General features: G+C 43.5%; 19 protein-coding genes. 15 read left to right on the top strand and 4 right to left on the bottom strand.

Going from position 1 to position 24,732, the window contains the following annotated elements; translation table 11 throughout:
* Window positions 1–135 precede the first annotated feature (135 nt).
* The 3 genes from OH460_RS03255 to OH460_RS03245 are packed head-to-tail and all read left to right on the top strand — an operon-like array spanning window position 136 to window position 5,335.
* Complete coding sequence (locus OH460_RS03255) at window positions 136–1,224, top strand: efflux RND transporter periplasmic adaptor subunit (protein WP_269995025.1); 1,089 nt, start codon at window positions 136–138, stop codon at window positions 1,222–1,224.
* Window positions 1,224–2,279 carry an efflux RND transporter periplasmic adaptor subunit gene (locus OH460_RS03250; RefSeq protein WP_269995024.1) on the top strand — a complete coding sequence of 352 codons (1,056 nt, stop codon included), beginning with the start codon at window positions 1,224–1,226 and terminating at the stop codon, window positions 2,277–2,279. The genes OH460_RS03255 and OH460_RS03250 overlap by 1 nt, the downstream gene beginning before the upstream one ends.
* Window positions 2,276–5,335: an efflux RND transporter permease subunit gene (locus OH460_RS03245; RefSeq protein ID WP_269995023.1), complete on the top strand. Its 3,060-nt coding sequence runs from the start codon at window positions 2,276–2,278 to the stop codon at window positions 5,333–5,335. The genes OH460_RS03250 and OH460_RS03245 overlap by 4 nt, the downstream gene beginning before the upstream one ends.
* Before the next feature lie 232 nt (window positions 5,336–5,567).
* Here the strand turns inward: OH460_RS03245 and OH460_RS03240 are convergent, their stop codons facing one another.
* Together OH460_RS03240 and OH460_RS03235 are read right to left on the bottom strand one after the other, a co-directional pair.
* Window positions 5,568–6,305 carry an EAL domain-containing protein gene (locus tag OH460_RS03240; protein ID WP_269995022.1) on the bottom strand — a complete coding sequence of 246 codons (738 nt, stop codon included), beginning with the start codon at window positions 6,303–6,305 and terminating at the stop codon, window positions 5,568–5,570.
* 577 nt (window positions 6,306–6,882) lie between these two features.
* Window positions 6,883–7,515: a hypothetical protein gene (locus tag OH460_RS03235; protein ID WP_017631160.1), complete on the bottom strand. Its 633-nt coding sequence runs from the start codon at window positions 7,513–7,515 to the stop codon at window positions 6,883–6,885.
* Window positions 7,516–7,805: 290 nt separating this feature from the next.
* On the opposite strand from OH460_RS03235, the gene OH460_RS03230 reads away from it, so the two are divergent.
* From OH460_RS03230 to OH460_RS03220, 3 genes are all read left to right on the top strand, one after another.
* A complete protein-coding gene (locus tag OH460_RS03230) occupies window positions 7,806–8,051 on the top strand; it encodes a DUF2164 domain-containing protein (RefSeq protein ID WP_017059821.1) in 246 nt (81 codons plus the stop codon).
* A 153-nt stretch (window positions 8,052–8,204) separates the two neighbouring features.
* On the top strand, window positions 8,205–8,744 hold the full coding sequence (locus OH460_RS03225) for a cytochrome b (protein ID WP_269995019.1): 540 nt from the start codon (window positions 8,205–8,207) through the stop codon (window positions 8,742–8,744).
* Window positions 8,741–9,310, top strand: coding sequence for a YceI family protein (locus OH460_RS03220; RefSeq protein ID WP_132763107.1), 570 nt, complete (start codon window positions 8,741–8,743; stop codon window positions 9,308–9,310). The genes OH460_RS03225 and OH460_RS03220 overlap by 4 nt, the downstream gene beginning before the upstream one ends.
* Window positions 9,311–9,688: 378 nt before the next feature.
* On the opposite strand, the gene focA is transcribed toward OH460_RS03220, so the two are convergent.
* Window positions 9,689–11,140 carry a formate transporter FocA gene (focA, locus tag OH460_RS03215; RefSeq protein ID WP_269995015.1) on the bottom strand — a complete coding sequence of 484 codons (1,452 nt, stop codon included), beginning with the start codon at window positions 11,138–11,140 and terminating at the stop codon, window positions 9,689–9,691.
* A gap of 259 nt (window positions 11,141–11,399) precedes the next feature.
* On the opposite strand from focA, the gene OH460_RS03210 reads away from it, so the two are divergent.
* A complete protein-coding gene (locus tag OH460_RS03210; RefSeq protein ID WP_017631156.1) occupies window positions 11,400–12,305 on the top strand; it encodes a LysR substrate-binding domain-containing protein in 906 nt (301 codons plus the stop codon).
* A 469-nt stretch (window positions 12,306–12,774) separates the two neighbouring features.
* A complete protein-coding gene (locus tag OH460_RS03205) occupies window positions 12,775–13,269 on the top strand; it encodes a DUF1097 domain-containing protein (RefSeq protein ID WP_269995012.1) in 495 nt (164 codons plus the stop codon).
* A 185-nt stretch (window positions 13,270–13,454) separates the two neighbouring features.
* Here the strand turns inward: OH460_RS03205 and OH460_RS03200 are convergent, their stop codons facing one another.
* A complete protein-coding gene (locus OH460_RS03200; protein WP_269995010.1) occupies window positions 13,455–15,242 on the bottom strand; it encodes an ATP-dependent endonuclease in 1,788 nt (595 codons plus the stop codon).
* 238 nt (window positions 15,243–15,480) lie between these two features.
* On the opposite strand from OH460_RS03200, the gene OH460_RS03195 reads away from it, so the two are divergent.
* From OH460_RS03195 to OH460_RS03165, 7 genes are all read left to right on the top strand, one after another.
* Window positions 15,481–17,220 (top strand): bifunctional metallophosphatase/5'-nucleotidase, encoded by a 1,740-nt coding sequence (locus OH460_RS03195; RefSeq protein WP_269995007.1) that lies wholly within the window; start codon window positions 15,481–15,483, stop codon window positions 17,218–17,220.
* Window positions 17,221–17,850: 630 nt separating this feature from the next.
* On the top strand, window positions 17,851–18,852 hold the full coding sequence (locus OH460_RS03190; RefSeq protein WP_048662004.1) for a TerC/Alx family metal homeostasis membrane protein: 1,002 nt from the start codon (window positions 17,851–17,853) through the stop codon (window positions 18,850–18,852).
* A gap of 312 nt (window positions 18,853–19,164) precedes the next feature.
* A complete protein-coding gene (locus tag OH460_RS03185) occupies window positions 19,165–19,353 on the top strand; it encodes a hypothetical protein (RefSeq protein WP_017059812.1) in 189 nt (62 codons plus the stop codon).
* A 175-nt stretch (window positions 19,354–19,528) separates the two neighbouring features.
* Window positions 19,529–20,269, top strand: a complete 741-nt coding sequence (locus OH460_RS03180) for a DUF1223 domain-containing protein (protein ID WP_269994998.1) — start codon at window positions 19,529–19,531, stop codon at window positions 20,267–20,269.
* Window positions 20,270–20,473: 204 nt separating this feature from the next.
* Complete coding sequence (locus OH460_RS03175; RefSeq protein WP_269994996.1) at window positions 20,474–21,763, top strand: DEAD/DEAH box helicase; 1,290 nt, start codon at window positions 20,474–20,476, stop codon at window positions 21,761–21,763.
* A gap of 198 nt (window positions 21,764–21,961) precedes the next feature.
* Window positions 21,962–23,680, top strand: a complete 1,719-nt coding sequence (locus OH460_RS03170; RefSeq protein WP_269995349.1) for an autotransporter assembly complex protein TamA — start codon at window positions 21,962–21,964, stop codon at window positions 23,678–23,680.
* A gap of 111 nt (window positions 23,681–23,791) precedes the next feature.
* Window positions 23,792–24,673, top strand: coding sequence for an aspartate/glutamate racemase family protein (locus OH460_RS03165; protein ID WP_269994994.1), 882 nt, complete (start codon window positions 23,792–23,794; stop codon window positions 24,671–24,673).
* Window positions 24,674–24,732: the final 59 nt, after the last annotated feature.

Below are 24,732 nucleotides of genomic sequence, written 5' to 3'. Positions count from 1 at the left end.
AATTACGACATTCTACACTGTTTTTACTGAAATAAAAAATACTGCACAGGTGGAAAGTAAAGCTTGTGAATCTGCAATTTTCCAATATACTGCACACCTGTGTAGTAAATTGTAATAATTAAATGGAGACGCAACATGCAATCCAAGGTATCTATTCACGCCAAAACAAGTAAGCAGGTAGGTGCAGTGATCGCCGCGCTGTTACTCGCAGGCTCTCTGGCCGGATGTAACAAGGTTCAGTCAGAAGAAAATGTACAGGTTATTAAGCCCGTAAAGTTATTTGAGATCCCCCAACAGACGGATGTTGATCTTGATAGCTTTATCGCAAAGGTCGACGCGACAGATCGTGCTGCGTTGTCATTCCAAGTTGGTGGCGATATAGAAGTTTTCGATGTTCGTATGGGACAAGAAGTTAAGAAAGGCCAAGTTTTAGCCGTGTTAGATGCAACGGATTACCGAATTGCGGTTGATGCTGCACAAGCGAAATTTGACCTTGCGAACAGTCAATACAAGCAGGCTTCGGAGTTGTACTCGAAAAAGCTTGTGAGTACCGATTATTACGACCAAGCCCTTAACACTTTTACTGCCGCTGAAGTTGAGTTGGACCAAGCAAAAACAAACCTTGGCTACACGACATTAGTTGCTCCTTTCGATGGCGTGGTATCGATGGTATTTGGTAAGCAATATCAGCTAATTGCGGAGAAACAGCCAGTTCTAAACATTTTGAACACCGGCGAAATGGATGTGACGTTCTCTATTCCAGTTTCAAAACTCGAAGACCGTTCGATTCAAGATCTAACAAGCTCAAACATGTGGGTTGTGATGGATAGCCACCGCGGCATTCGTATCCCAACTCGCTTTAAAGAGATATCAACTCAGCCCGACGAAGATACCAACAGCTACCAAGCGGTTGTGTCCATCGAAAAGCCTCAAGATATCAACCTGCTTTCAGGAATGACAGCGCAAGTGGAAGTACAGAAAAACCGATCGGACTACGGCATCGGTATTGTTGATTCAGCTTGGTTAAGCAAAGACACGGACCATGGTGAGTTGTGGCGCTACAACCCGGAGTCGCAATTGATTTCTAAAGTGCAAGTTACCCTCGATGAACAGGGCAAGGTTATTGATGGCTTGTCTTCGGGCGATTTAATCGTAGAAGCCGGTGTCGATGTTTTATCTGAAGGACAACAAGTAAAAGCATGGCTACGTGAGGGTGGTATTTAATGAACGTTTCTAAATTATCAGTGGTTGTTGCATCAGCGTTGTTACTTCAGGCCTGTAATAATGAAATCCAACATCGTGAACAACCGCCTTTGTTGGTGTCAACTTTTGAAGTCGGCGCACCATTGACCGATCAGTATAGAAGCTTTAATGGTCAGGTTATGCCTGCAGAACTCACACCATTGTCATTTAAGCTGGCTGGTGAAATTCAACAAGTAACCGTAGAGGCGGGGGACGTAGTAGAAAAAGGGCAGCTGCTCGCAACGTTAGATAACGCTACTTACGTTCAAGACCTTACTGACGCAAAGTCGCAGTTCGAGCTAGCCAGTAAACAACTCGCACGTGGTACCGAGATGTTTGGTAGCAAAATGTTGTCGCAATCTGAACACGATCAATTAACGGCTAACTACAAGCTTGCGTCGGCAAATTTAGCAGCAGCGGAGCGTAAGCTCAGTTACACCAAATTGCTCGCGCCATTTTCGGGTACGGTTTCCACGGTAGACAAGCAACGCTTTGAAAACGCGACTCCAGGAGAAACGCTACTTAGCTTGTATCAGAACGATAAAGTTTACGTGCGTATTCAAGTATCGGATTCGATCTTAGCGTCGATTAGCCCAGACATGCGTTCCAGCAGCTACCGTCCACAAGCAACCTTCGGTGGACACTCTGGCCAATACCCTCTGACTTACCTAGAACACACAAGCGAACTGCACCCGCAATCTCGCACTTATGAGTTTTGGATGCAGATGCAACAACCTGAAAATGAAATTCTGCCGGGTACGAGCGTGACCGTGAATGTCGATATGGCAAAGGCTGGCTTGAGCGATGTTCAGGGCTACCAATTACCTATGACGACGCTAGAAGCGGGCTCCGAAGCGAATCAATTTTACGTTTGGAAAATGGAAGACGGCCAAGCGTTCAAGAGCGAAGTTGAAGTCGAAAAGGTTAGCGGCCACGGCGCACTCATTGCTCATGGTATCGAACAAGGTGACGTACTCGTAAATTCAAATCTAAGAAAACTCCGTGACGGAATCAAATTGTCAGGAAAAGCAGAATGAACATCGCAGAATATTCAATAAAGAACAAAGTAATTAGCTGGCTGTTTCTAGTCATTTTAGCCATTGGCGGTGTCACTTCTTTTGGTAATCTATCCCGTTTAGAAGACCCAGCTTTTACCATTAAAGATGCCATGATTATTTCAACTTACCCTGGCGCTACGTCAATGGAAGTTGAAGAGGAACTGACGTATCCACTTGAGAAAGAGATACGACAGTTGCCTTATATCGATAAGATCACATCGACCTCATCTAATGGTATGTCTCAAATTATGGTCAGCATGAAGATGGACTACGGTCCCGACGAGCTGCCCCAGATCTGGGATGAAATGCGCCGAAAGATAAACGATCTACAGCCAACTCTGCCAAGTGGTGTCAATTCCGTTCAGATTATCGATGATTTTGGTGACGTATTCGGTGTGATGATCATGCTGACCGGTGATGGCTATGACTACGTTGAGCTAAAACAGTACGCCGATTACCTAACGCGTGAAATCGAACTGGTCGACGGTGTCGGTAAAGTAAGTATTGCCGGTGACCAACAAGAACAACTGTTTGTCGAGATGTCACTGGAACGTTTAGCCGCATTGAACCTAGATATGTCGACGGTTACGTCACTGTTAGCACAACAAAACAGTGTGGTATCGGCAGGTGAGGTGATGCTGAATGGTCAAAGCCTAACAATCAAGCCAAACGGCACATTGAGCACGGTTGAAGAACTAGAAAACCTGATCATTCATGGTCGCGATACAGGTAATCTGATTCGATTGAAAGACGTTGCCGAAGTGACACGCGGTATTCAAGAAAAACCTGGCAATGTATTGACGTATAACGGAAAGCCTGCAATTAATTTAGGTATAGCGTTTTCTTCAGGCGTAAACGTGGTTGAGATTGGTAAAGCACTCGATGCTGAACTTGATCGCCTAGAAAGCATTAAACCAGCGGGTGTAGAACTGAACTACTTCTACAACCAAGCGCAAGAAGTCGATAAATCAGTGGCTGACTTCTTAATCAGCCTAGTTGAAGCGGTAGCGATCGTTATCATTGTACTGTTGTTTGCGATGGGATTACGCAGTGGTTTGATCATCGGTTTAGTTCTTCTGTTGACGGTATTCGGTACTTTCATCTTGATGGACTACAACAACGTGGAATTGCACCGTATCTCACTGGGTGCACTGATAATTGCGTTGGGTATGCTGGTGGACAATGCGATTGTTGTCGTTGAAGGTATTCTGGTTGGCTTGAAGAAAGGTAAGACTAAACTTCAAGCAGCGAAAGACATCGTGACACAAACACAATGGCCATTATTGGGCGCGACCATTATCGCTATTACAGCCTTCGCACCGATTGGTTTGTCGAAAGACGCGACAGGCGAGTTCATGGGCTCACTGTTTTGGGTGTTATGTTTCTCATTATTCTTAAGTTGGGTTACGGCACTCACGTTGACTCCGTTCCTTGCAGAAATGATGCTGAAAGAAGAAGACAAGGTCGATGAGAACGAAGATCCATACAAAGGTATTCTGTTTGTTGTATTCGGCGCGTCTCTCAAATTCGCACTGCGCTTCCGATGGTTAACCGTGGTGAGCATGGTTGCTCTGCTGGCTGCATCAATTGTTGGTTTCGGTATGGTGAAGCAACAGTTCTTCCCACCATCAAACACGCCAATGTTTTACGTCGACATGTGGATGCCAGAAGGTACCGATGTTCGTGAAACCATCAAGCAAACAGAAAAAGTTGAAAGCTACATTCGCAAACAAGACAACGTAGAGTTTGTTACGACAACGGTTGGACAGGGCATGCAACGTTTCGCTCTGACATACCAACCAGAGAAAACCTACGAAGCGTACGCTCAGTTACAAGTAAGAACGACTGACCGTGACACTATGTTTCAGGCGTTAGAGGCACTCGATAGAGACTTAACGAATGAATTCGAACAACCGACGTTCCAATTCAAGTTAATTGAGTTTGGTCCATCACCAGCATCTAAAATCGAAGCGCGTATCATCGGTGCCGATCCACAAGTACTGCGTAACATTGCGGTTGAAGTCGAAGACATCTTACTTGCTGATCCAGGCTCTCGAAATGTACGTCACGACTGGCGTGAACGCACAAAAGAACTTGTACCGCTGTTCAACGAATCTAAGGCTCGTCGCCTAGGCATTTCAAAAACTGACTTGTCTGAGACGTTACAGATGGCGTTTGGTGGTTACAACATCGGCCTACTGCGTGATGGTACTCATATGTTACCTATCGTGGCGCGTTTACCGGAAGAAGAGCGTTTTGATTTCGAATCGCTAAACAATGTGAAGATTTGGAGCCCATCGCTACAAACTTACATCCCAGTTGAGCAAGTGATCGATGGCGTAGAGCTTCAATGGTCTGAGCCACTGATTCAACGTCGCGACAGAAAACGTACGCTAACGGTATTGGCTGACCACGATGTTCTTGGTGATGAAACGCCAGCGAGTCTGTTTGCTCGTGTGAAACCAAAGGTTGAAGCATTAGATTTACCAGAAGGCTACAGCATTAGCTGGGGTGGTGAGTACGAAAGCTCTAAAGATGCGCAAGAATCTCTGTTTGGCTCACTGCCAATGGGTTACTTGCTGATGTTTATCATCACTATGCTTCTGTTTAACTCGGTTCGTAAGCCGCTTGTGATTTGGTTTACGGTTCCACTCTCTATCATTGGCGTTTCAATTGGTCTGTTAGGTACCAATATGCCATTCAGCTTCACGGCGTTCCTAGGCTTGTTGAGTCTAAGCGGCATGATTTTGAAGAACGGCATCGTATTGCTTGACCAGATCAACAGTGAGCTATCAACAGGTAAAGACCCATACTTAGCGGTTGTCGACAGTGCGATTAGTCGTGTACGACCGGTATCTATGGCAGCACTAACGACTATCTTGGGGATGATTCCTTTGGTATTCGATGCATTTTTCGGCTCGATGGCGATTACCATCATGGCAGGCTTAGGCTTTGCTACAGTACTAACGCTAATAGTAGTACCAGTGATGTTCGCTATTCTATATAGAATCAAACCGTCCACTGCGGGTTATTAGGGATTGATATAAAACAGATTCTTTTAAGCCAGCCCAGTCATTTTTGACTGGGCTTTTTTTATACACGTAATTTGGCACAACACTGATTTAAGTAAACATCTTTATGCAGAGAAAACGATGTGACGACCGATCCACAGACAAAGCATTTCGTTAACAAAGAAGTATGTTAAGTGACAGGTATAAAAAAGCCGCTAATCAGTGGTCAGCGGCTTTAAGAAGAGTAGGGGCGGTTTTAGATTGCTAAACGGATATCCAACTCAATCGGCTTAGGCATCGCTAGGTGGTAGCCTTGGTACATGTCGAAACCCAAGCTTTGCATTGCCGCGAGTTGATGCTCTGTTTCAATACCTTCGATGACAGTCTTAGCGCCGATTTGCTTCGCGAGCTCTAGAACTAATTCCATTTCTCGTGTGTCACCTTGCTCAAAATCTAACATCACTGAGCGATCGATCTTAATGATATGAGGGTTGATGTGGCGTACGCGTTGTTCTGTTGATGCTTGCGTTCCGAAATCATCGACCGCGATCTGAAAACCATTATCCGCAAGAGAGAGGGCTGCATCTTTCAAGCGCTCTTCACTTTCGGCATTCAGCTCTACCAACTCCATCACGATCTGCTCACATGAAAGGTTCAACTCATGAAGACGTTTTGCCAGAAGGCTGTCACTGACCTTTTCTGCAGCAAACAGCTCACCAACGTTTGGAAGAACGTTCAAAAACAGGTGCAAATGACGGATAGTTGACTGTGCGAAGTTACGAATGTGGATAGCGCGACTGAGTCTCTCTACATTGATCTTATCTGTGCATGAGGTGTCATCGGAATGGAAGAAGTGATCAGGACGAACAGTATTCCCTTTGCTATTCGAAATACGCACCAAAGCCTCTACACCTATCTGAGTCATTGAGTTGTCAAATATAGGTTGATAGACACTTCGCAGTGTTAGGTCTTGATATTTCGCAATAAACTGCATATCGGCATCCACAGATATACAGCTAATAAATTCACTTCTGTCTGATAAAATCATAGTCGCTAATAAAGGTGTTTATTCAATGACGAAAATATACGTCATGGCTGTCACAATATTGACAGGTGTTAGTAAATTGTCAATTAATAAAAACTCATTTGCAGGGTCAATATTTAAATAAATATAATTAACGAAAAATCAGCATGATAAATGATATTAACCATCAATTTAACTTATCATTCACTAGGTTTGATAGTTGCTGTGAATTTAATGGCTGAGTAACGCCTTACATATCAATCCCAACCAATATAAAGCTAGATCAGCGATACACCAGCGAAAAGTAGGGTTAAAGGCTTAGATTATGGGTGAATGTCAAAGTTAGAAAATAAAGATACTTAACTGGTTACATAGAAGTGATATCTATCTCTCAAAATCGATAGCATCAGAAGAACCGTTATTAATAAATCGATTAGAACGTTCGAATAATTAATGAACAATGACTGGATATCTTTTATAAAATATTGGGATGAAGGTCTAACAATTTTCTTTCAATATTGAATGAAAAAGTTGACCCGTATTATCCCTACCATTGAAGTACGGCATAAAGTTGCAGGTATTTACGAACCAATTGTTGATTCCCTGACCGTTTTAGTGGGTGGCCAAACTTAATAAAGCACGGACTGATTCTAAAGTTGTTATTTAAATCAGCAGCGAATTGAGAATCACTCTCTCTTAACGTGATACCTTGTTGGCTGTATTCGGTTATCTCATCCGGGAGTTCTCCCATCCACCAGTGCAACAACTCACCACTGTTTTTACTTCGGCTTATCCAATGGTCAGAAACAATGATCAAAACGTCATTGGGTTGAATGGCGAATCCGTACTCTTGCTGCCAGTTATGAATGTCTAACATCAACTTTTTACGACACGTTTTTCCCGCGCTCACCATATGATGACTAATCATCCAAACCGTGCCGATTTCAGAAGAGATGCGGAAGTGGCGGGGCGTTTCTCGAGAGGAGAGCATTTCAAGTGGGCTAATGTTACTCGCATGATTAAAGCTTACGAAGGTGTGTTCCATTCGTCGGGCAAAGGCTTTACCGATGTGATGCTCACTGATCCCTTGGTTGTGCACCGTAGGATAATGACGCTCACAGAGTTTTAGACAATCGTCCTGAAACTGATTAACGCTTTTAATCACGAGATCTAATAACAATGAAGTCCCTTATACACAGTTACTATCTTATTGATGGGCAATAGTACGGTAATTGATGTCTCATTACCTATCGCCAAAGTGCGAGTTCTTGATCCCTCTATCAAAATTAGCGATTGTGGAGCGATTTTATGGATAGCACTGGCACTTCGCTGGTCTGTATTCTAAATTATGAGGAATTCTAATCAGTTAGAAAGACTATCTTTAGCAGCAAAGTTACCAGTGAGATAGCTAGATTATAGTTTAGTCAGCTGTTCACGATGGATTTATTTACTCTTTACTTGGAAACATTCATGACCATTCAACTAGATTCGAAGCAAAAGTCTGAGCTCACCCATACTCTTCAAAAATACCTGCAAGATGAACTTGATGTGGAGCTTGGCCAGTTCGACACGGAATTCTTGGTCGACTTCATAAGTAAAAAGTTTGGTGCGGTCTACTACAACAAAGGGATAGAAGACGCCCAAAAAGTGATGGAACGTAAAATGTTAGATATCTCAGACGAGCTTTACGAGATCGAACAAATCGTTGAAATCTAACGGTTAGCCCAAACTTGTTCAAATAATTTGAATAACTCGTTTAATTTGAAATGATGTTACCAATGTAAAGCTTGGTAAATAATATGTTACACAAACTTGGTGTAGGGTACGCTTTTCGAAACTACACTACTCGTTAACATTCGGAAGAGATGCATGGACAACAACGTTAGAAATTACAACCCTTTAGCAAGAGCGATGCATTGGATTTCAGCTCTCGCGGTATTTGGCTTATTTGGTGTAGGCCTGTGGATGGTTGATCTTTCATACTACAGCGAGTGGTACAAAACAGCGCCAGACTATCACCGTTCGGTAGGCATTCTTTTGGCTGCCGTTACCGTTATCCGCTTGGTTTGGAAACTAGTTACCGCGTCACCTAAAGTAGAAGGTAAAAGCTATGAAGTTGTAGCAGCGAAGATCGCTCACGGCTTCATGTACATCAACTTAGCGGTTTTATTTATTTCAGGTTATTTGATTTCAACATCAGATGGTCGCGGGATAGAGGTATTCAATTGGTTCACTGTACCAAGTATGGGCGAACTGTTTGCAAACCAATCTGATCTCGCAGGTACGGTTCACTACTATGCTGCATGGGTACTGATCATTATGGCATCAGTGCACGCCTTAGCGGCGATAAAACACCACGTTATCGACAAAGACGATACGCTACGAAAAATGATAGGAGCTTCAAAATGAAAAAGTCAATTATCGCTACAGGATTAGCATTTGCTATGGCAATGCCTTTCGCTGCGAACGCCGCTGATTACGTGATTGATACAAAAGGTGCGCATGCTTCAGTTAACTTTAAAGTTAGCCACCTAGGTTACAGCTTTATCCAAGGCCGTTTTAACACATTCTCAGGTGATTTCTCATTTGATGAAAGCAACGTTGAAGCGTCAAAAGTAAACGTAACTATTGATACAACTAGCCTTGATTCAAACCACGCAGAACGTGATAAGCACATCCGTAGCTCTGACTTCATTGATGCAGGTAAATTCTCTGACGCTACTTTCAACAGCACAAAAGTGGTTGATAAAGGCGACGGCAAACTTGAAGTAATGGGTGACCTTAAGCTTCACGGCGTAACTAAGCCAATCGTTATCGAAGCTGAATTCATCGGTGCTGGTCAAGACCCATGGGGCGGTGAGCGTGCTGGTTTCGTTGGTACAACTCGTCTAGAACTTGCTGACTTCAACATTCCAGTAATGGGCGCTTCAAGCTACGTAGATATGGATCTACACGTTGAAGGTGTAAAGAAGTAATCTAGCTATTGATGATTGCTGCAGGTATTAATCTTTTATGTAGCACCAAAAGTTGAATCGATACCTGATACCTAGAAAGTAAAAGCAACAGTTAGAAAAAGAGAAAGGCGCAAAGTATTCACTTTGCGCCTTTTTATTATGGTAAATGGTAACGCGTTTAGGTCTGTTTTGTGTCACACCTTTAGTTGCGCTTTAAGCCACCATTTACTTTTAGCCAGTCAACGTTGCCATGACTGATTTTCGAGGTGAACAACTAATCCCTAATTGTTCAACCTTGTCCTAGTTAGCTAACCACTTCCTAGTAAAACAGTCGTTAGCTACACGCTTCCTAGTTAAACCGTTGCATGTTAAACCACTGTGGGTTAACCCGTTAGTCAGTTAAGCCGTTTCTAGTTCCGCTTTTGGTACTACGTTTAGACGGTCACCGTAGATAGGGCGAAGTGCTTGCATCACCTCAGTACGAGTAAGAACACCCACCATCACACCGTTTTCCAATACTGGAAGCATATGTGGCTGGCTCACTTTCATCGCTTTTGCACGCTCTTCTAGAGAAAGAGAAGTCAGGCGAGTTGCGAAGCCCATGCTAGTAGTAGGGTACAGTTGCTCTTTGTCGATACATAGGAACTCAGCCACATCAACTAGCTTGTCGTTTGCATCGATTGCTACAACGTCACGGCTCATTAGGTCTACGACTTTTTGGCCTTTAGTTGGGATGTAGTCTTGGCACCAAAGGTCAACCATTACGTCGTGAACAGAGAAGATACCAACAAGACGACCTTCAACATCGCAAACCGGAGCGCTAACAAGTTGAGCGTCTAAAAGTGAATCAATTGCCACTGATGTAGGCATTTCTACGCTTAGTGTAATTGGTTGAGTGTTCATGATTTGCTTGATAGTCGTTGCTGTGTTCATAGTGATTTCCTTAACTGACGTAATTTCTGTTGTTTGTGTAATTGCAGTAATTTTTGCTGCTTTAAGTTGTGGGCGACGGTAGATGCTCCAATTGGCTAAGCCGACCAATACCGAACCACCTACAATGTTGCCGATTGTTACTGGCACCAAGTTTGCGGTGACAAATTTCATGATGTTTAGGTCTGCGTACTGGGCTGGTGTTGCGCCAATTTGTATCCAAAAGCTTTCTGGTGCGAATGTTTGAATCGTGATGCCTAGTGGAACCATGAACATATTCGCCACACAGTGTTCAAAGCCTGAACTAACGAACATTGCTACGGGTAATACGGTCATCATCGCTTTGGTCATGGCATTAGCAGAGCTGAACGTTAACCAAATGGCTAAACACACCAATAAGTTACAAAGCACACCCAAAGCGAAAGCTTGAACAGGGCTGTGGTGTAGCTTGTGTTGAGCAATATTCAGAGCATTTAAACCCCATTGCCCACCATCCAATTGATACAAGCCAGCTGCGCTTACTAGAGCCAAAAGGAACATGGCACCGATAAAGTTACCGACATAGACCTTGCCCCAAATAGACAGCATCTTAGTGAAGGTAATCTGCTTGTTAGCCCATGAGATGCTTGATAACACTGAGCTGGTAAACAGCTCGCCACCGCAAATCACAATCAGGATTAAACCCATACTGAATGCAAGACCGCCGGCTAAGCGACTCAATCCCCATCCAGCATCAGCGCTGCCCGTGGTTACCGTGATGTAGAATAAAAAAGCAAGCCCGATGAATGCGCCAGCCATGATCGCTAAACTTAAAGTCATGCTGCTGGTTTTATTTGCTTTGCTTAATGCAAACTTTTCTGCTTCCGCCATCATTTCTGTTGGTGAGAACAGTTGATGATTTTCAGAAGTGCTGGTTGCCATATCCCCCCCTTAAACAATCCGTCATGTGTAATTCCTAGTGTTAATGACTTGGTTAATCAGTAATATTTTGCAGGGCTCGTTGTGTCCTGCCATTCCAGATTAGGGGGTAGCGAGGTAGAGGTAAAATTGATAATTTTTAAAAACCTCATCAAATTTATTGATATAGCGTGGGTTACGAGTAGAATGAAATCGATTGCTCATCGGCTTGATAAAAAACGAGCATCAGGAAACAAATAATTAAAAGCATTAAGGATGAATTTTGCGTTATTCATTAAAGCAACTCGCGGTATTTGATGCAGTGGCAGATTCCGGGAGTGTTAGTATTGCAGCAGACAAGCTGGCGTTGACTCAATCAGCGACAAGTATGTCTCTTGCACAGTTGGAAAAAATGCTCGGCAGGCCTTTGTTTGAAAGGCAGGGCAAGCAAATGGCCCTTACTCATTGGGGAATGTGGCTAAGGCCTAAAGCGAAGCGTTTACTGCAAGACGCGCAGCAAATCGAAATGGGTTTTTACGAACAGCATTTATTGAGCGGAGAGCTCAAATTAGGTGCGAGCCAAACCCCCGCAGAGCACTTGGTACCAGACCTCATCAGTATTATTGATAACGACTTTCCAGAGATGCGAATCTCGCTCGGTGTACAAAGTACCGATGCCGTTATCGATGGCGTATTAGATTACAAATATGACTTGGGTGTTATCGAAGGCCGTTGTGACGACAGCAGAGTACATCAAGAAGTCTGGTGTACGGACCATTTAACCGTGGTTGCATCCGCTCATCACCCGTTTGCGAAGCGTGAAAGAGTGAGTTTGGCGCAACTAGAGCAAGCGAAGTGGGTATTACGCGAACACGGTTCGGGTACTCGCAAAGTTTTTGATAGCTCTATTCATCATTTAATTGGTGATCTTGATGTTTGGCGAGAGTATGAACACGTTCCTGTTTTAAGAAGTTTGGTAGCAAACGGCCCATATTTAACGTGTTTACCTTATCTAGACGTTGAGCAGTTTGTTGAATCAGGTCAGCTTGTTACCCTGAATGTTCCAGAACTTGAGATGGAACGTACGCTTTCATTCATTTGGCGTGCCGATATGGCAGAAAACCCACTTGCTGAATGTATCAAGCGTGAAGGCAAGCGCATGATGAAAGGCAAACCGTCAGTTCTATAACGATATTTTGATAAAAGGCTAGGGGCTGTTGACCTTTCGTGGTTAAGTTTTGTTCGAGGTAAAATCGTTTTAGACGCGGCGAAGAGTATGTAGCCTAGTCATTCTAAGCAAATATTCTTCAACAAAGTATAAAAGGATTTTAACCGAACCCTTCGGGCAGCCCTTGTGGTTCATTTCTACTGCGTTATCGCCTTTTCATGTAGGCTAGCTACACGTCAAAGCCTCTGTCTTGTATAAATTTCCCACAAAGGCTGCAAAATCAAACTCGAAAGGTTAACAGTCCCTTATAACCAAATATGTTGAATAAGCGATTTCGGTCTCTATCTAGTGATAAATGCGCATTCGCGTACATTATTAATGTGATCACGATCGGCTAAAAGAAGGCGTTCTTACCATAGTATGCTTACTTGATTTTAAGTGAGGCTAAATCCGGTTGCGTTCAATTACGTAATTAGGCTTTAGAAATAGTATGAGTACATTAGTCGCGATTTCATTAACAACAGGTATTTTGTCAGGTCTTTGGGGATGGATAGCTATCTCTTTCGGCTTATTGTCATGGGCTGGTTTCTTAGGTTGCACCAGTTACTTTGCTTCGCCAACAGTCGGCGTAAAAGGATTGGCAGGTAGCTTACTAACCAACATGACAGGCGTATTCTGGGCAATGGTTATTATCGAAAGCTCAACCTTCGCAGGGTTAGAGATTTTAGGCTATGTGATTACTGCTATTGTCGCTTTCTTTATGTGTATTCAAGCAAAACAAGCGTGGCTAGGTTATATCCCAGGAACCTTCATTGGTTGCTGTGCAACGTTTGCCGCAGGTGGCGATTGGCAACTTGTAGTACCATCTTTACTGCTTGGTGGTGTATTTGGATACTTGATGAAAGCAACGGGGCTATGGCTTCACGAGAAATCGACCCAATCTTCGGAAGTGGTTGAACAACATGCTAAACAAGCAAAGGCTTAATGCAAACGTTAAGTAAGCGATAGTTTAGTGACTGTGAACTCTTGCAAGATAACCCCCAATTAATTTGTATATCGATTTATACAGGCACACCACTTGGTGTGCCTTTTTTTGGTTTTGGTTACTCTAAAAGTACGATGATCTAAATTGCAGAAGAACTTATACCGTCTATCAGAAAAGCTAAAGGCTTAGGTATTCCCGTTTGCCATGGTAATAACACGTTTTAGTGTCCATCTTAACAACAATGGAATGCATTCTTGTCCTTGGTTTTCACAGTGAGAGACGATAGCCAATGCAAGGTCTGGCTTTGCGTGTTTCTTCAATACCTTAGCAACGACTTTCTTAGGAGGGATAGGGTGGTCGTAAGGGATCTTAACCATGTCACGGAAAAAGTTCTCGAACCCATTCATGTATAAGTAATGTTCGATGTCTTTGTCCGGCAACTCAGTTAAGCGATGACGTTCTTGGTCATTACCAAGTTTTGATAGCACTGTTGCGGCGTATTTTTTACCTGCCGCGTCGCCGTCAGTCACCACATGCCAATCGATGCCAAACTCTTGCGCGACCTTAATCAGTGCTTTGAGGCCTGATTGAGCAAACTCAATAATTTGCACACCTTCCGCTGCAAGGTTGTAGCCACATTGGTTGGCTAACTCATTAAACAACCATACTTCTGTTTCGCCTTCTACTAATAGCCAGCAACGGGCAAACAGTGCTCCTGAACGGTGGAATCGAATATGGAAACCAATTCGCCTTAGCTCATCTTTACTGAAGTGGTTCATGTTGAGTTGATTAGCGATGGTTTTGTCGGACTGACGTACCAAGCGCCGAATAGATTGTAAAGGTACTGCTGCAAGTAGATCGCCACTGTTGGTGGTGAGGATTTTCTGCATTGGCAGTTTTTGCATCAAACTCCAAGCCCTTGCCAAGTGGGTTGGATGCAATCGACCTTCGGGATCTTCAAGGATCAAAAGAGGGCGCGCGCATCGTCTTAAGTCATTTGGCCCTTTAGCCTGTAGATACGCGTTCAGTAACCCCATGAATAATAAGCGAGTTTGTTTGTTCTTAGTCTCTTCGACAAGCTGGTGAATACTCTGATCATTAGCACCTGCAGAATAGAGTAAGCCATCGCGCTGTTTTCTAGGATTACGTCGAGAGTTACTCTTGAAAGAAAAGTAGTGTTCAATCAGGCTCTGCATCGACTCTAAGCTGCTGCGCATCTCGCCTTTGTTGACGTGGCCAGGAATCGCCATTAAACGTCGGCAGGTGTTATCAATGCGTTTCTCTATTCGAGCCTGACGAGCGTTTCCATTCCCATTCCCATTTCCATTAGAAGCGTGTCCATTACCGTTGCTGTTATTGTTATTGTTATTGTTATTGTTAGCTCCATTCCCACCGTTACCGTTACCGTTAGCTCCATTGCCGTTCGCATTGCCATGGATGTGGCCATTGTGGTTAAATGATTTACCATTGAATGGACGATCGAAGTGTCTTGCATCTCGTAAGCGAATCACGGGGTGCAAGGTCATTAATTCTTGAGCGAGCTTTTCGGAATGGTGAAGCTTGAGTGGGTTACCGTCCAAACCTAAAAATGCGTAGTGTGTGGTGGTTTCATACTGTTCTAGTGTGGCACTGATTCGGTAATAGATGCGATAAACACCAAACTCATCCTGAACCCAAATTGGTTTGAGTTTACGATAACGACCAGCATTAAGTTCGCTCTTATCGTTGGCCTTTAATGCGAGAACAATTTGAAGATGTTGAGACTGTGGGTGTGAAACTGAGTAATCGACATGAAAATCGGTCATTTCAAAGTGATATGGCACACCGTCTGAAGGAAGAACGACGGAAAGGGCATCCAATAATGAAGATTTACCCCAAGTATTTTCACCAATAAGCGTGGTTAGCTCGTCAAACGCGAGTGACATGCGCTTGATACCTCGAAAGCCAGAAATCTCGATTCTTTCTAGTTGCATAGGCTTACTCCTAACGGAAGGCTCTGCTAATTGTTTGAAAGCTAACAGATATCTTTAATCATAATCGAAAATCACCAATTCGGTATGCTCATCGGTCACAAAACCCATTGATTATTTATACGGCGCAAAATGAGATTTTTGATCTATCTCGAGTATTTTTTTGCAGTGCAGTTTCATAAAATTCACGATTCTGTCATGATTCTCGACCTAGTATGAAGGGACAAAGAGAGAAGAAAATATGACTAAAAAGAATAAGCCGACAAAAATAGTGTTGGCACACATCAACGACACCCACTCATACTTCGAACCAACCTCATTACAGCTATCACTTAAAATGAACAACCACATCATTGAACCTTATGTCAGTGCTGGTGGCTTTGCTCGAATTTCAACGCGCTTTAAACAGATAGAACAAGATGCCCAGCGACAAAAGGTTGGAACCCTGTTCCTACATGCTGGGGACTGCTTTCAAGGCACCTTGTACTTTTCTCTGTTTAAGGGGAAAGCCAACGCCGATCTGTTGAATGCGCTTAATATTGATGCCATGACACTTGGTAATCATGAGCTAGACATGGGTAATGAGCCCGTGGCGATTTTCGCGAAAAGAATCAAATTCCCACTGTTGGCCGGTAACTGGAATCTATCGAATGAGGATATCAATAAAACTCATACCTTAGCGGACAACGACATTGTTAAGCCTTACCTGACGGAAACACGCAGTGCTTCTTTTATAACGAAAGAGTTTGATGGCGAGAAAGTTGCGATCTTCGGCTTAAGCATCGACAAGATGGCAGGCATTGCTAATCCAGATATTGATACACCGTTTGAAAACGCATTAGAAACGGCAAAAGCAACGATAGAACAAATTCACCAGGCTGGTATTAACAAGATAGTGCTGCTTAGTCACCTTGGTTATGAAGCTGATTTAGAGCTAGCGGCGAATGTGCAAGGCATCGGTTTGATTGTTGGTGGTCATAGTCACCGCTTGCAAGGTGATTTCTCGGATATCGGCTTAGTGAAAGATGATGACTACGGTGTAAAAATTGGCGACACCTATGTTGTGCAAGCAGGTTTCCACGCAATGAGCCTAGGCCACTGTGAAATCGAGTTCGATGCTCAAGGTAAAGTGACGCACTTTAATGGTAAGAACGAACTGTTATTAGGTCGTCGACTCTTTATAGACGCGAAACTGAGTGAAGTCGGCCAAGGCGACGCACATGAGATGGCGTGTGAGTTTTTGAACAATCACCAGAACATCGCAGTGTGTAAGAAAGATCCTGAACTACAGAGTATTTTGACGGATAAGTATCAGCCTAGAGTTCGTAAGCTTCAGCAGCAAGTCATCGCTCATGCTGACAGTAAACTTCGTCATGTACGTATCCCTGATGAACAAGGGCCAAGCCAACTTGCGCCATTGGTGGCTCAGTCATTCCATTACTTGATGAACAAGAAAGGCCATCAGGTAGACTTTGCTATCCACAATTCTGGCGGTGTAAGAAATTCACTGAATAGCGGCGATGTTTCGGTTGCCGATATTGCCGGAAAACTACTACCGTTTGCCGTACCTATTGGTGTGTATGAAGTCAGAGGTGAAACGATCGCTGGTATGTTGGAAGGTGCAATTAATAACGCATTGGATAACGGTGTGGTTGGTACAGGGTCGGGGAGTTTCCCTTACACACACAACCTAAGGTTCTGTTACCACAAAGAAGCACCGCTAGGGCACAGAATTCATCACCTTGAAATCCATTCTGAAGAGGCCGGCTGGCAGGCAGTTTCTCGTAAACGTGTTTACCGCGGCGCATCGTCGGCCTATACAATGAAAGGGAAAGAAGGTTATAACGCAGTCTTAGATATGATCGGAGATGGCATCGTCACAACCGACTCAATGGCAGACTGTTTCATTGCCTTCTTACAAGATCACCCTGAATCACTTCAACATAACGAACCGCTTAATTGCATGGAGTGTTTTAGGTAACCTCATCTAATATTTTCGCTTAGTATCATTACTTTGAGTGATTTATAAAATTGGCACTGTTTATGCTTTATTTCCCGGGTAAGTTCCTGTGGAGGCAAAGCATGGATAGGAAAGATTGGTTAGACGCGGCTGCCGTTGTTGGTTGGGTGTCTGTTTGGTCTGCATTAGTGTACTTAGTACCAACAGCAGGTTTATAACTGTAGGTTTATAACACATGCGGTTTGAGATGCACTTTCTGACAAAGTGCATACAAGAGATGCTCGTGAGCAGTTTGATTGAATAACGGGAATAGGGCAAAACCTGTTCATCGTATTCTTGGAATCAATACGAGTGTCGTTTTGACAAGCCGATAGAAATAAATAAGGAGCGTTTTGCTCCTTTTTTATTTATTTCTGCAAATTTATCTAGACGAAACAAAGTTAGGGGAATATTATCCACGCGTTTGGGGAGTAGTTAGCGCAAGTTTACATATCGTCATCTCGTTAGGCCAAGTGTCTATCCGGTATGTAAAGGTGAAATCCCATATTTCACTTCAACGAGACCAACGCAATCACAGTCAAGATCCGTAATGGAGCTTGATATGCTTTGTTTGCGGAAGGTCTTTGTACAGTTCTTCCGCCCGGAGGAATAATGAACTCAACTCAATCTCTATTATCTACAAATAGTGAATCCTTTTTTTCATCGCCGATCATGACGACTTATGCGGGCTTTTTCCTGCTGACGGTGATTCTTGTCTCTATTGATATCTATCAGACTCGTGGTGGCAACGTCACTATCAAGAAGGCGGCAATCTGGAGTGTATTCTGGTTTGTACTTGCGTTTTTGTTTGCAGGTTCTATCTACCTATTTTGGGACATTTATGCGCCTAATAGCGACTACACAGCGCAAAAAGCAACAGTGTCATTCATTACCGGTTACTTGCTAGAGAAGTCATTGAGCGTAGACAACCTGTTTGTATTCGCGATGATCTTCGCTCAATACCAAGTTCCTGAGCATCTACGACCTCGTGCGCTTCTTTGGGGCGTAATTGGCGCATTGGTACTTCGTGCAATTATGATCGCACTAGGCGCGCAACTATTGGCTGAATACCACTGGGTACTTTACGTGTTTGCTGCGTTCTTGATTGGTACTGGTATTAAACTGGCGTTAGACAAGGGCGAAGAAGAGAGTGTGAATACACTGCCTGAAAAGCTACTTCGTAAAATCATGCCGGTAACAGAAGACTTTCATGGTCCAGCACTAATGATTAAGCAGGGTACCAAATGGGTACTAACGCCAATGATGTTGGTGATTGGTGCTATCGCAGTCATGGACGTGATGTTTGCACTGGACTCTATCCCTGCAATCTTCGCAGTAACACAAGAACCGTTCTTGGTACTTGCTGCTAACGTGTTTGCGTTACTTGGTCTTCGCTCGTTGTACTTTGTACTTCAAGGCATGATGGATAAGTTCATCTACTTGAAGCCAGCACTGGCATTCATCATGGTCTTCATTGGTGTGAAAATGCTATTGGTTGACAGTGAATGGGCTATCCCAACTTACTGGTCTTTAGCTGTGCTGATTTCAACGATGACGATTGCGGTTATAGCGTCGATTTATGCAAAGAAGCCAGACATTGAACAAGTAAATTAAAGCAAATATAACTTATCGAAAACTCGATAAGAGATAGGTGGCCGATGAAGCAGGAAATTTATTTATGTAAAATTTCTGTGACATCGGCCACTTTTGTTTGAGGAGGATTTGTACTAAATGCATGATTTAAGCATCATATTGAATTTTAAATCACTACTAATGCATATGTATCTTGATGTGTTGTTAACGGTTTGTTTTATTAGAAAAACTAATCTGAACATCCAATTTTAGTCATTTTTTAACCTGCAAAAGATCACCTATTATTCTTGTCATCAGAACGAAACACATTAATAAATTTATAGAGAGGCAATCATGGCTCAAGCAGTACAAATGAATACTATCGCTGTTCCTAACTCTATGGATAAGAAAACCTACTCGGTTAACTTCAAAGGATTGATTGCACACATTTTCGATATTCTTTTCGTAGACAACTCTCCACGTAGTTACTACGCAAGCGACCTATCTGGTCACATGCAACGCGATATCGGTATCAACCGTTAATCTCAGCGTTAACATGTAAATATAGAATTTTAAGAAAACGCCAGCTTCTAAAGTTGGCGTTTTTGTATCTGAAATAAACTCTATCTCTTCGTAAACTAAGCACCTGAAAGAAAAACCTAGGCATAACGGTCTGTATTTGAGCGCCATTCAATTCGCTTTGTACAAGGATCACGGTATGTCACACGCCCAATACAACACATCATTGATCAAACTCTGCTTATTTGCCTTACCGATCGGCTTCTATTCTTCAGTGTCAAATGCACAAACTTGGAGTCACGAAGGGCAGCCGGCACAGGTGATTGAACTATTCACGTCAGAAGGTTGTTCTAGTTGTCCACCTGCTGATGCGTATCTAAGTACATTTGAAGATGACCCAGAACTGTGGACACAAGTCATTCCTCTCGCTTATCACGTCGATTACTGGGATTACCTCGGTTGGGGGGATAAATTCGCGAGCAAAGCGTTTAGTCAAAAGCAACGTTTGTATAAAGCTTATGGTGTAACGAGCGGGGTTTATACTCCGGGATTTGTGGTTGACGGAAAAGAGTGGCGCGGTTATTTCAATTGGCTTGATAGAACACTACCTTCGCTCCCACAACAAAATAACCCTAAGTTGACGGTCAATCATAAAGGCGACACGTTCAGCGTGAGCTACGAAGGTAAAGGTGATTATGTGGCACATATCGCTCTATTGGCGATGAACGAAGTCACAAGTGTAAAAGCGGGCGAAAACAGAGGTAAGAAGTTAGAGCATGATTTTGTCGTAGTGTACGATGGCTACCAACGTGGTGAATCTGAGTGGCAATTCAATGTGGACTTTGATCCGCTAGTCGCAGCGCCCGATGCCGTAGCTGTCTGGCTAACCGAACCTAACTCGTATGCACCTGAACAGACGGTAGCAGGGTGGTTGAATTAAACTCAATGTGCGCAACTTCAGCAGTGCAATGAGTTATGAGCAAAGCAATTCGGGCGACACTAAACAGCTACTGTGTCGCCTTTGTCCCATTTTGCTTGGTCTAAATTGCTGTTAGAGGCTTGAAAGGGGCGATTTAGTTACGTAATACAGCTGAAATACGTTAATATAGCGCGCTATTATTTTAGCTTTGAGTTCCTGCAATTAATGACTAACACCACAACATCAACCAACTTCTCTGATCTTGGCTTAATTTCTCCTTTGATGGCTCGTCTAACCGAGCTTGAATACCAACAGCCAACGCCTATCCAAGCGCAAGTTATTCCAAGTGTGTTAGCAGGACGAGATCTAATTGCAGGCGCAAATACGGGTTCAGGTAAAACCGCTGCATTTGCACTTCCTCTGTTACAACAGATCCATGAAGATGCACCTTTAGACCGTCGTTCGGGCAAAGGTAACTTCGTTTCTGGCCTTATCTTAGTGCCTACTCGTGAACTGGCTAAGCAAGTTGCTGATAGCGTTAAATCTTACGCAGTACATTTTAACGGTGCGATTAAGACTGTTTGTGTATTTGGTGGTGTGTCTGTGAACACTCAGATGCAAGCACTACGTGGCGGCACTGATATCTTGGTGGCGACACCGGGTCGTTTACTTGACCTTATTTCAAGCAACGCTATTAAGCTTGATAAAGTGAAAACGCTTGTGCTTGATGAAGCTGACCGTATGTTGAGCCTTGGCTTTACAGAAGAGCTAGACGCGATCTTGAAGTTACTGCCAAGCAAGAAGCAAACTCTGTTGTTCTCTGCAACGTTCCCGGAACAAGTTCAAACGCTTACTCACGAACTACTGACGGATCCAATTGAAGTTCAACTTCAAAGTGCTAATGCGAGCACACTGGTTCAGCGTGTATTCGAAGTCGAAAAAGGCCGTAAGACAGCATTGTTAGCGCACCTGATTCAGCAACACGAATGGCGCCAAGCGCTGATCTTCGTGAATGCAAAGAACAGCTGTGAACACCTAGCAGACAAGCTTTACAAACGCGGCATCATCGCAGAAGTCTTCCACGGTGATAAAGGGCAGGGTTCACGTACTCGTATCCTTGAAGATTTCAAATCTGGCGAGATCGATGTTCTGATCGCGACAGACATCGCAGCACGTGGTCTTGATATCGAAAAGCTTCCAGTGGTTATCAACTTTGATTTACCGCGTAGCCCATCAGATTACATGCACCGTATTGGCCGAAGTGGTCGTGCAGGTGAGGTTGGCTTAGCGCTATCTTTGATCGACCATGAAGACTACCATCACTTCAAAATCATCGAGAAGAAGAACAAGATTCGTCTTGAGCGTGAGCAAATCGAAGGCTTTGAAGTTGACGCAGAAGCGGTTGCTGAACTGATCGCAGCGCTTAAGCCTGTTGCACCACCTGCTGGCACAGGTAAGAAGAAAAAGAAGAAGAAAGCAGCACAAAACCAAGATGTGTGGCTGAAAAACAACTGATAGTGATTCAGTAAACCATCGATATTTTAAAGGCGCTTAATTGCGCCTTTTTTGTATCTGCAATACGAGGGCTGTAAGTAACTAGAGTAACGTTGTGCTGGTATTCAAAATGAGCCAAGTTTGTTCGTAGGGTTACGTCCTTCATAAGAGATTCCGTGATTTCACGTTTTGCTCATAACCTATTCGGGTTCTAAGCAACTGGGTAACAGCGTGAAGACCTCGATTAAACAAGTAATATTGGTAGCTTCACTCTTTATGGTTACTCATCCCGCTGCGATTGGCGCAGACTTTAAAGTTAAAGGGTTGAACAAAACTCTCACTGAAAATGTAGAGTTATACTTAGAACCTTTGGTTGATGTCCCAGCTGCACAGCTATCGCATACTAAGCTATTGAAACGGGTTCAAGATGCACTCAACCCTTATGGTTATTATCACCCACAGCTCGATATCAACCTCAATGATTCTGATAAAGTGATCATTAACGTCGATTCTGGTCCTGTCATGCACATCGCAGAATCGATAGTAAAAATAACAGGTGAAGCTAGCCTAGATGCGGAGTTCATCAACATACTCAATCTAAGCAAGTTAGGCTCAGGTCTAACTTTGTCTCACCAAGAATACGACCAAACTAAGCGTGCGATTTTCTCTTTAGCAAAGCGGAAAGGTTATTTTGACGGCAGGTTTATCGAGTCAAAGATTGAAGTTATTCCTAGAGAGAACATCGCGAATATACACTTGTATTTTGCAAGTGGTCCACGCTACAAGTTCGGTTCTATAAGTATTCCTCATGATGGGGTTGACCCTACTCGTATCGAAAAAATACCCACCTTTAAAAAAGGTGATGACTTTGACACCATCAAGTTAGGTGAACTGCAATCTGATTTGTCAGACACTCAATGGTTTCGAAGTGTCATCGTACATGGTGACTTTGACAAACTTGATGACAACCTAGAAGTTCCAATTAAAATCATTGCCGAGCCAAGTTCTCGAAATATCGTGCAGGTCGGTGGCGGTTACTCTACCGACCTCGGTTTAAGAGCGTCTTTAAATTGGTCAAAGCCTTGGTATAACCGACGAGGGCACAGCTTTGAAACACAGACATATTTGTCTGAACAAGAGCAATCACTGCAGTTAGGGTACAAAATCCCCACAGAGAAAGTCACAACGGATTACTTTGGTATTCAGTTTGAATCGAAACGAATTGATCATCGAGACACAAATAGCTTCATAAACGATCTTAAGTTCGAACGTTACTGGCAGTTAGACAGTGATTGGCAAAGCACCATTTATGTCAAATACTTGCACGAACAGTACCGTCAGGCGTCTGAGGAAGACCAATCGCAATTGCTGTTACCTGGCATCAGTTTTTCTCAGGTTGATCGTAAAAATGATCAGTTGGAGCTCAATCATCGACACATCTATTCTGTCGAGTATTCTGACCCTAGTCTGTTCTCTGACTCAAGGCTGTTGCGGTTGGAAGGAAACAGTGTCCTTTCATGGGATATTAGTGACAGGCAGAAGCTCCATTTCCGCTCCAACGTAGGCATCAACATTGCCAAATCATTATCTGATGTGCCGTCGTCACTGCGGTATTTTGCGGGTGGCGATGGAAACCTGCGAGGTTATGGTTACGAATCTATCTCCCCTAAAGACGAGAATGGTGAATTAACAGGGGCACGTTATATGTTAACTGCTGGAATCGAATATCAGCATCAAGTTTATCGTTCAATTTGGTTGGGCGCCTTTCTTGATGTGGGTGATGCATTTGATCAACAAGCTGATTGGAAGCGTGGGACGGGCGTGAGTTTGATTTGGAACTCACAGTTAATGCCAGTTAAGCTCGATTTTGCTTACGGCTTAGATGCGCCTGAAGGCGACGAGTTTCGTATTCATTTTTCCTTGGGTACTCAATTCTGATTTTTGTACGCTGTTTATGCACTCGCGAGGATGCGATCCATCTAATAGGATTCAAGTAAATCGAAAGAGCGTAATAACCTTTGTGCTCTAACAAACACAAAGGTAAAAACAATGAAAAAGGTACGATTCGGTGTATTCGGCAATATGGGCCCTGAAGCAGATGCTTTGTTCCAAGATATCGTTGCCAAGAAAGAAATTGAACACGGCGCACTTAAAGACCAAGACCACATGGCCATGATAGTGGTGAAAAACTCAGATATCCCCGATCGATCTGAAGCGATTAACGAAGGCGGTACCGATCCTGTACCTGAACTGATTGAGTCAGCGTGCATTTTAGAACATGCCAATGTTCAGTTTGGCGTAATGACCTGTAACACCGCTCATTACTTTAGACCTGAGGTTCAAAAGCACACCAACGTTTATATCGTCGACATGCTTCAAACCACCGTTGATCAAATCAAAGAGCAGAACTCTGAATCTGTTGTTGGTATTTTATGTACCAACGGCACATACAATTCGGGAATCTATGATCGTTACCTAACGGACGCGAATCTGGTGTTCGTTAAGCCAGACTCCTTTGAGCAAGAGCATAATGTGCATAGTGCTATCTATGGTGAAGTAACAGGCGAGATGACAGAGTGTGGACAAGCAATTCGAGAAACCAACGGGATCAAAGCGGGCGAGTTTGAGCGTAATGCCGCACTGCTTGCTGTAGCGGTTCAAACCATAGTAGAGAAGGGCGTTGATACGGTTATTTTGGGATGTACTGAACTTCCTCTGGTTAGAAACCAACTTGAGACCGCATTTCCAACCATTACTTTTATTGATCCTATGGAAGCGGTAGCTGAACGTGTTGTCGATATCTATCGACTCGCAGAACAGTATGTGGAGCGCGGACATGTGGATTACGACATTAACAATGTTGATTCGATCTTCACGACGCTTGATATGGTGAACTACGTAGCGAAGAGAGCGATGACTTATCGCTCGTAAGCTAAGATACGCTTATGTGAAACACGAAAAAGCCGCGAATGTGACGCGGCTTTTTTGCA

The organism is Vibrio sp. Makdt (assembly GCF_027587015.1).
Lineage (GTDB): Bacteria > Pseudomonadota > Gammaproteobacteria > Enterobacterales > Vibrionaceae > Vibrio > Vibrio chagasii_B.
Note: the sequence above shows the minus strand (reverse complement) of the source record. Positions and strands in the feature narration are given on the sequence as shown.

Excerpts from the sequence above, each read along its gene's own strand:
- OH460_RS03255 (WP_269995025.1), top strand. The coding sequence starts at position 136 with ATGCAATCCAAGGTATCTATTCACGCCAAAACAAGTAAGCAGGTAGGT.
- OH460_RS03250 (WP_269995024.1), top strand. The coding sequence starts at position 1,224 with ATGAACGTTTCTAAATTATCAGTGGTTGTTGCATCAGCGTTGTTACTT.
- OH460_RS03245 (WP_269995023.1), top strand. The coding sequence starts at position 2,276 with ATGAACATCGCAGAATATTCAATAAAGAACAAAGTAATTAGCTGGCTG.
- OH460_RS03240 (WP_269995022.1), bottom strand. The coding sequence starts at position 6,305 with ATGCAGTTTATTGCGAAATATCAAGACCTAACACTGCGAAGTGTCTAT.
- OH460_RS03230 (WP_017059821.1), top strand. The coding sequence starts at position 7,806 with ATGACCATTCAACTAGATTCGAAGCAAAAGTCTGAGCTCACCCATACT.
- OH460_RS03225 (WP_269995019.1), top strand. The coding sequence starts at position 8,205 with ATGGACAACAACGTTAGAAATTACAACCCTTTAGCAAGAGCGATGCAT.
- OH460_RS03220 (WP_132763107.1), top strand. The coding sequence starts at position 8,741 with ATGAAAAAGTCAATTATCGCTACAGGATTAGCATTTGCTATGGCAATG.
- focA (WP_269995015.1), bottom strand. The coding sequence starts at position 11,140 with ATGGCAACCAGCACTTCTGAAAATCATCAACTGTTCTCACCAACAGAA.
- OH460_RS03205 (WP_269995012.1), top strand. The coding sequence starts at position 12,775 with ATGAGTACATTAGTCGCGATTTCATTAACAACAGGTATTTTGTCAGGT.
- OH460_RS03200 (WP_269995010.1), bottom strand. The coding sequence starts at position 15,242 with ATGCAACTAGAAAGAATCGAGATTTCTGGCTTTCGAGGTATCAAGCGC.
- OH460_RS03195 (WP_269995007.1), top strand. The coding sequence starts at position 15,481 with ATGACTAAAAAGAATAAGCCGACAAAAATAGTGTTGGCACACATCAAC.
- OH460_RS03190 (WP_048662004.1), top strand. The coding sequence starts at position 17,851 with ATGAACTCAACTCAATCTCTATTATCTACAAATAGTGAATCCTTTTTT.
- OH460_RS03185 (WP_017059812.1), top strand. The coding sequence starts at position 19,165 with ATGGCTCAAGCAGTACAAATGAATACTATCGCTGTTCCTAACTCTATG.
- OH460_RS03180 (WP_269994998.1), top strand. The coding sequence starts at position 19,529 with ATGTCACACGCCCAATACAACACATCATTGATCAAACTCTGCTTATTT.
- OH460_RS03175 (WP_269994996.1), top strand. The coding sequence starts at position 20,474 with ATGACTAACACCACAACATCAACCAACTTCTCTGATCTTGGCTTAATT.
- OH460_RS03165 (WP_269994994.1), top strand. The coding sequence starts at position 23,792 with ATGAAAAAGGTACGATTCGGTGTATTCGGCAATATGGGCCCTGAAGCA.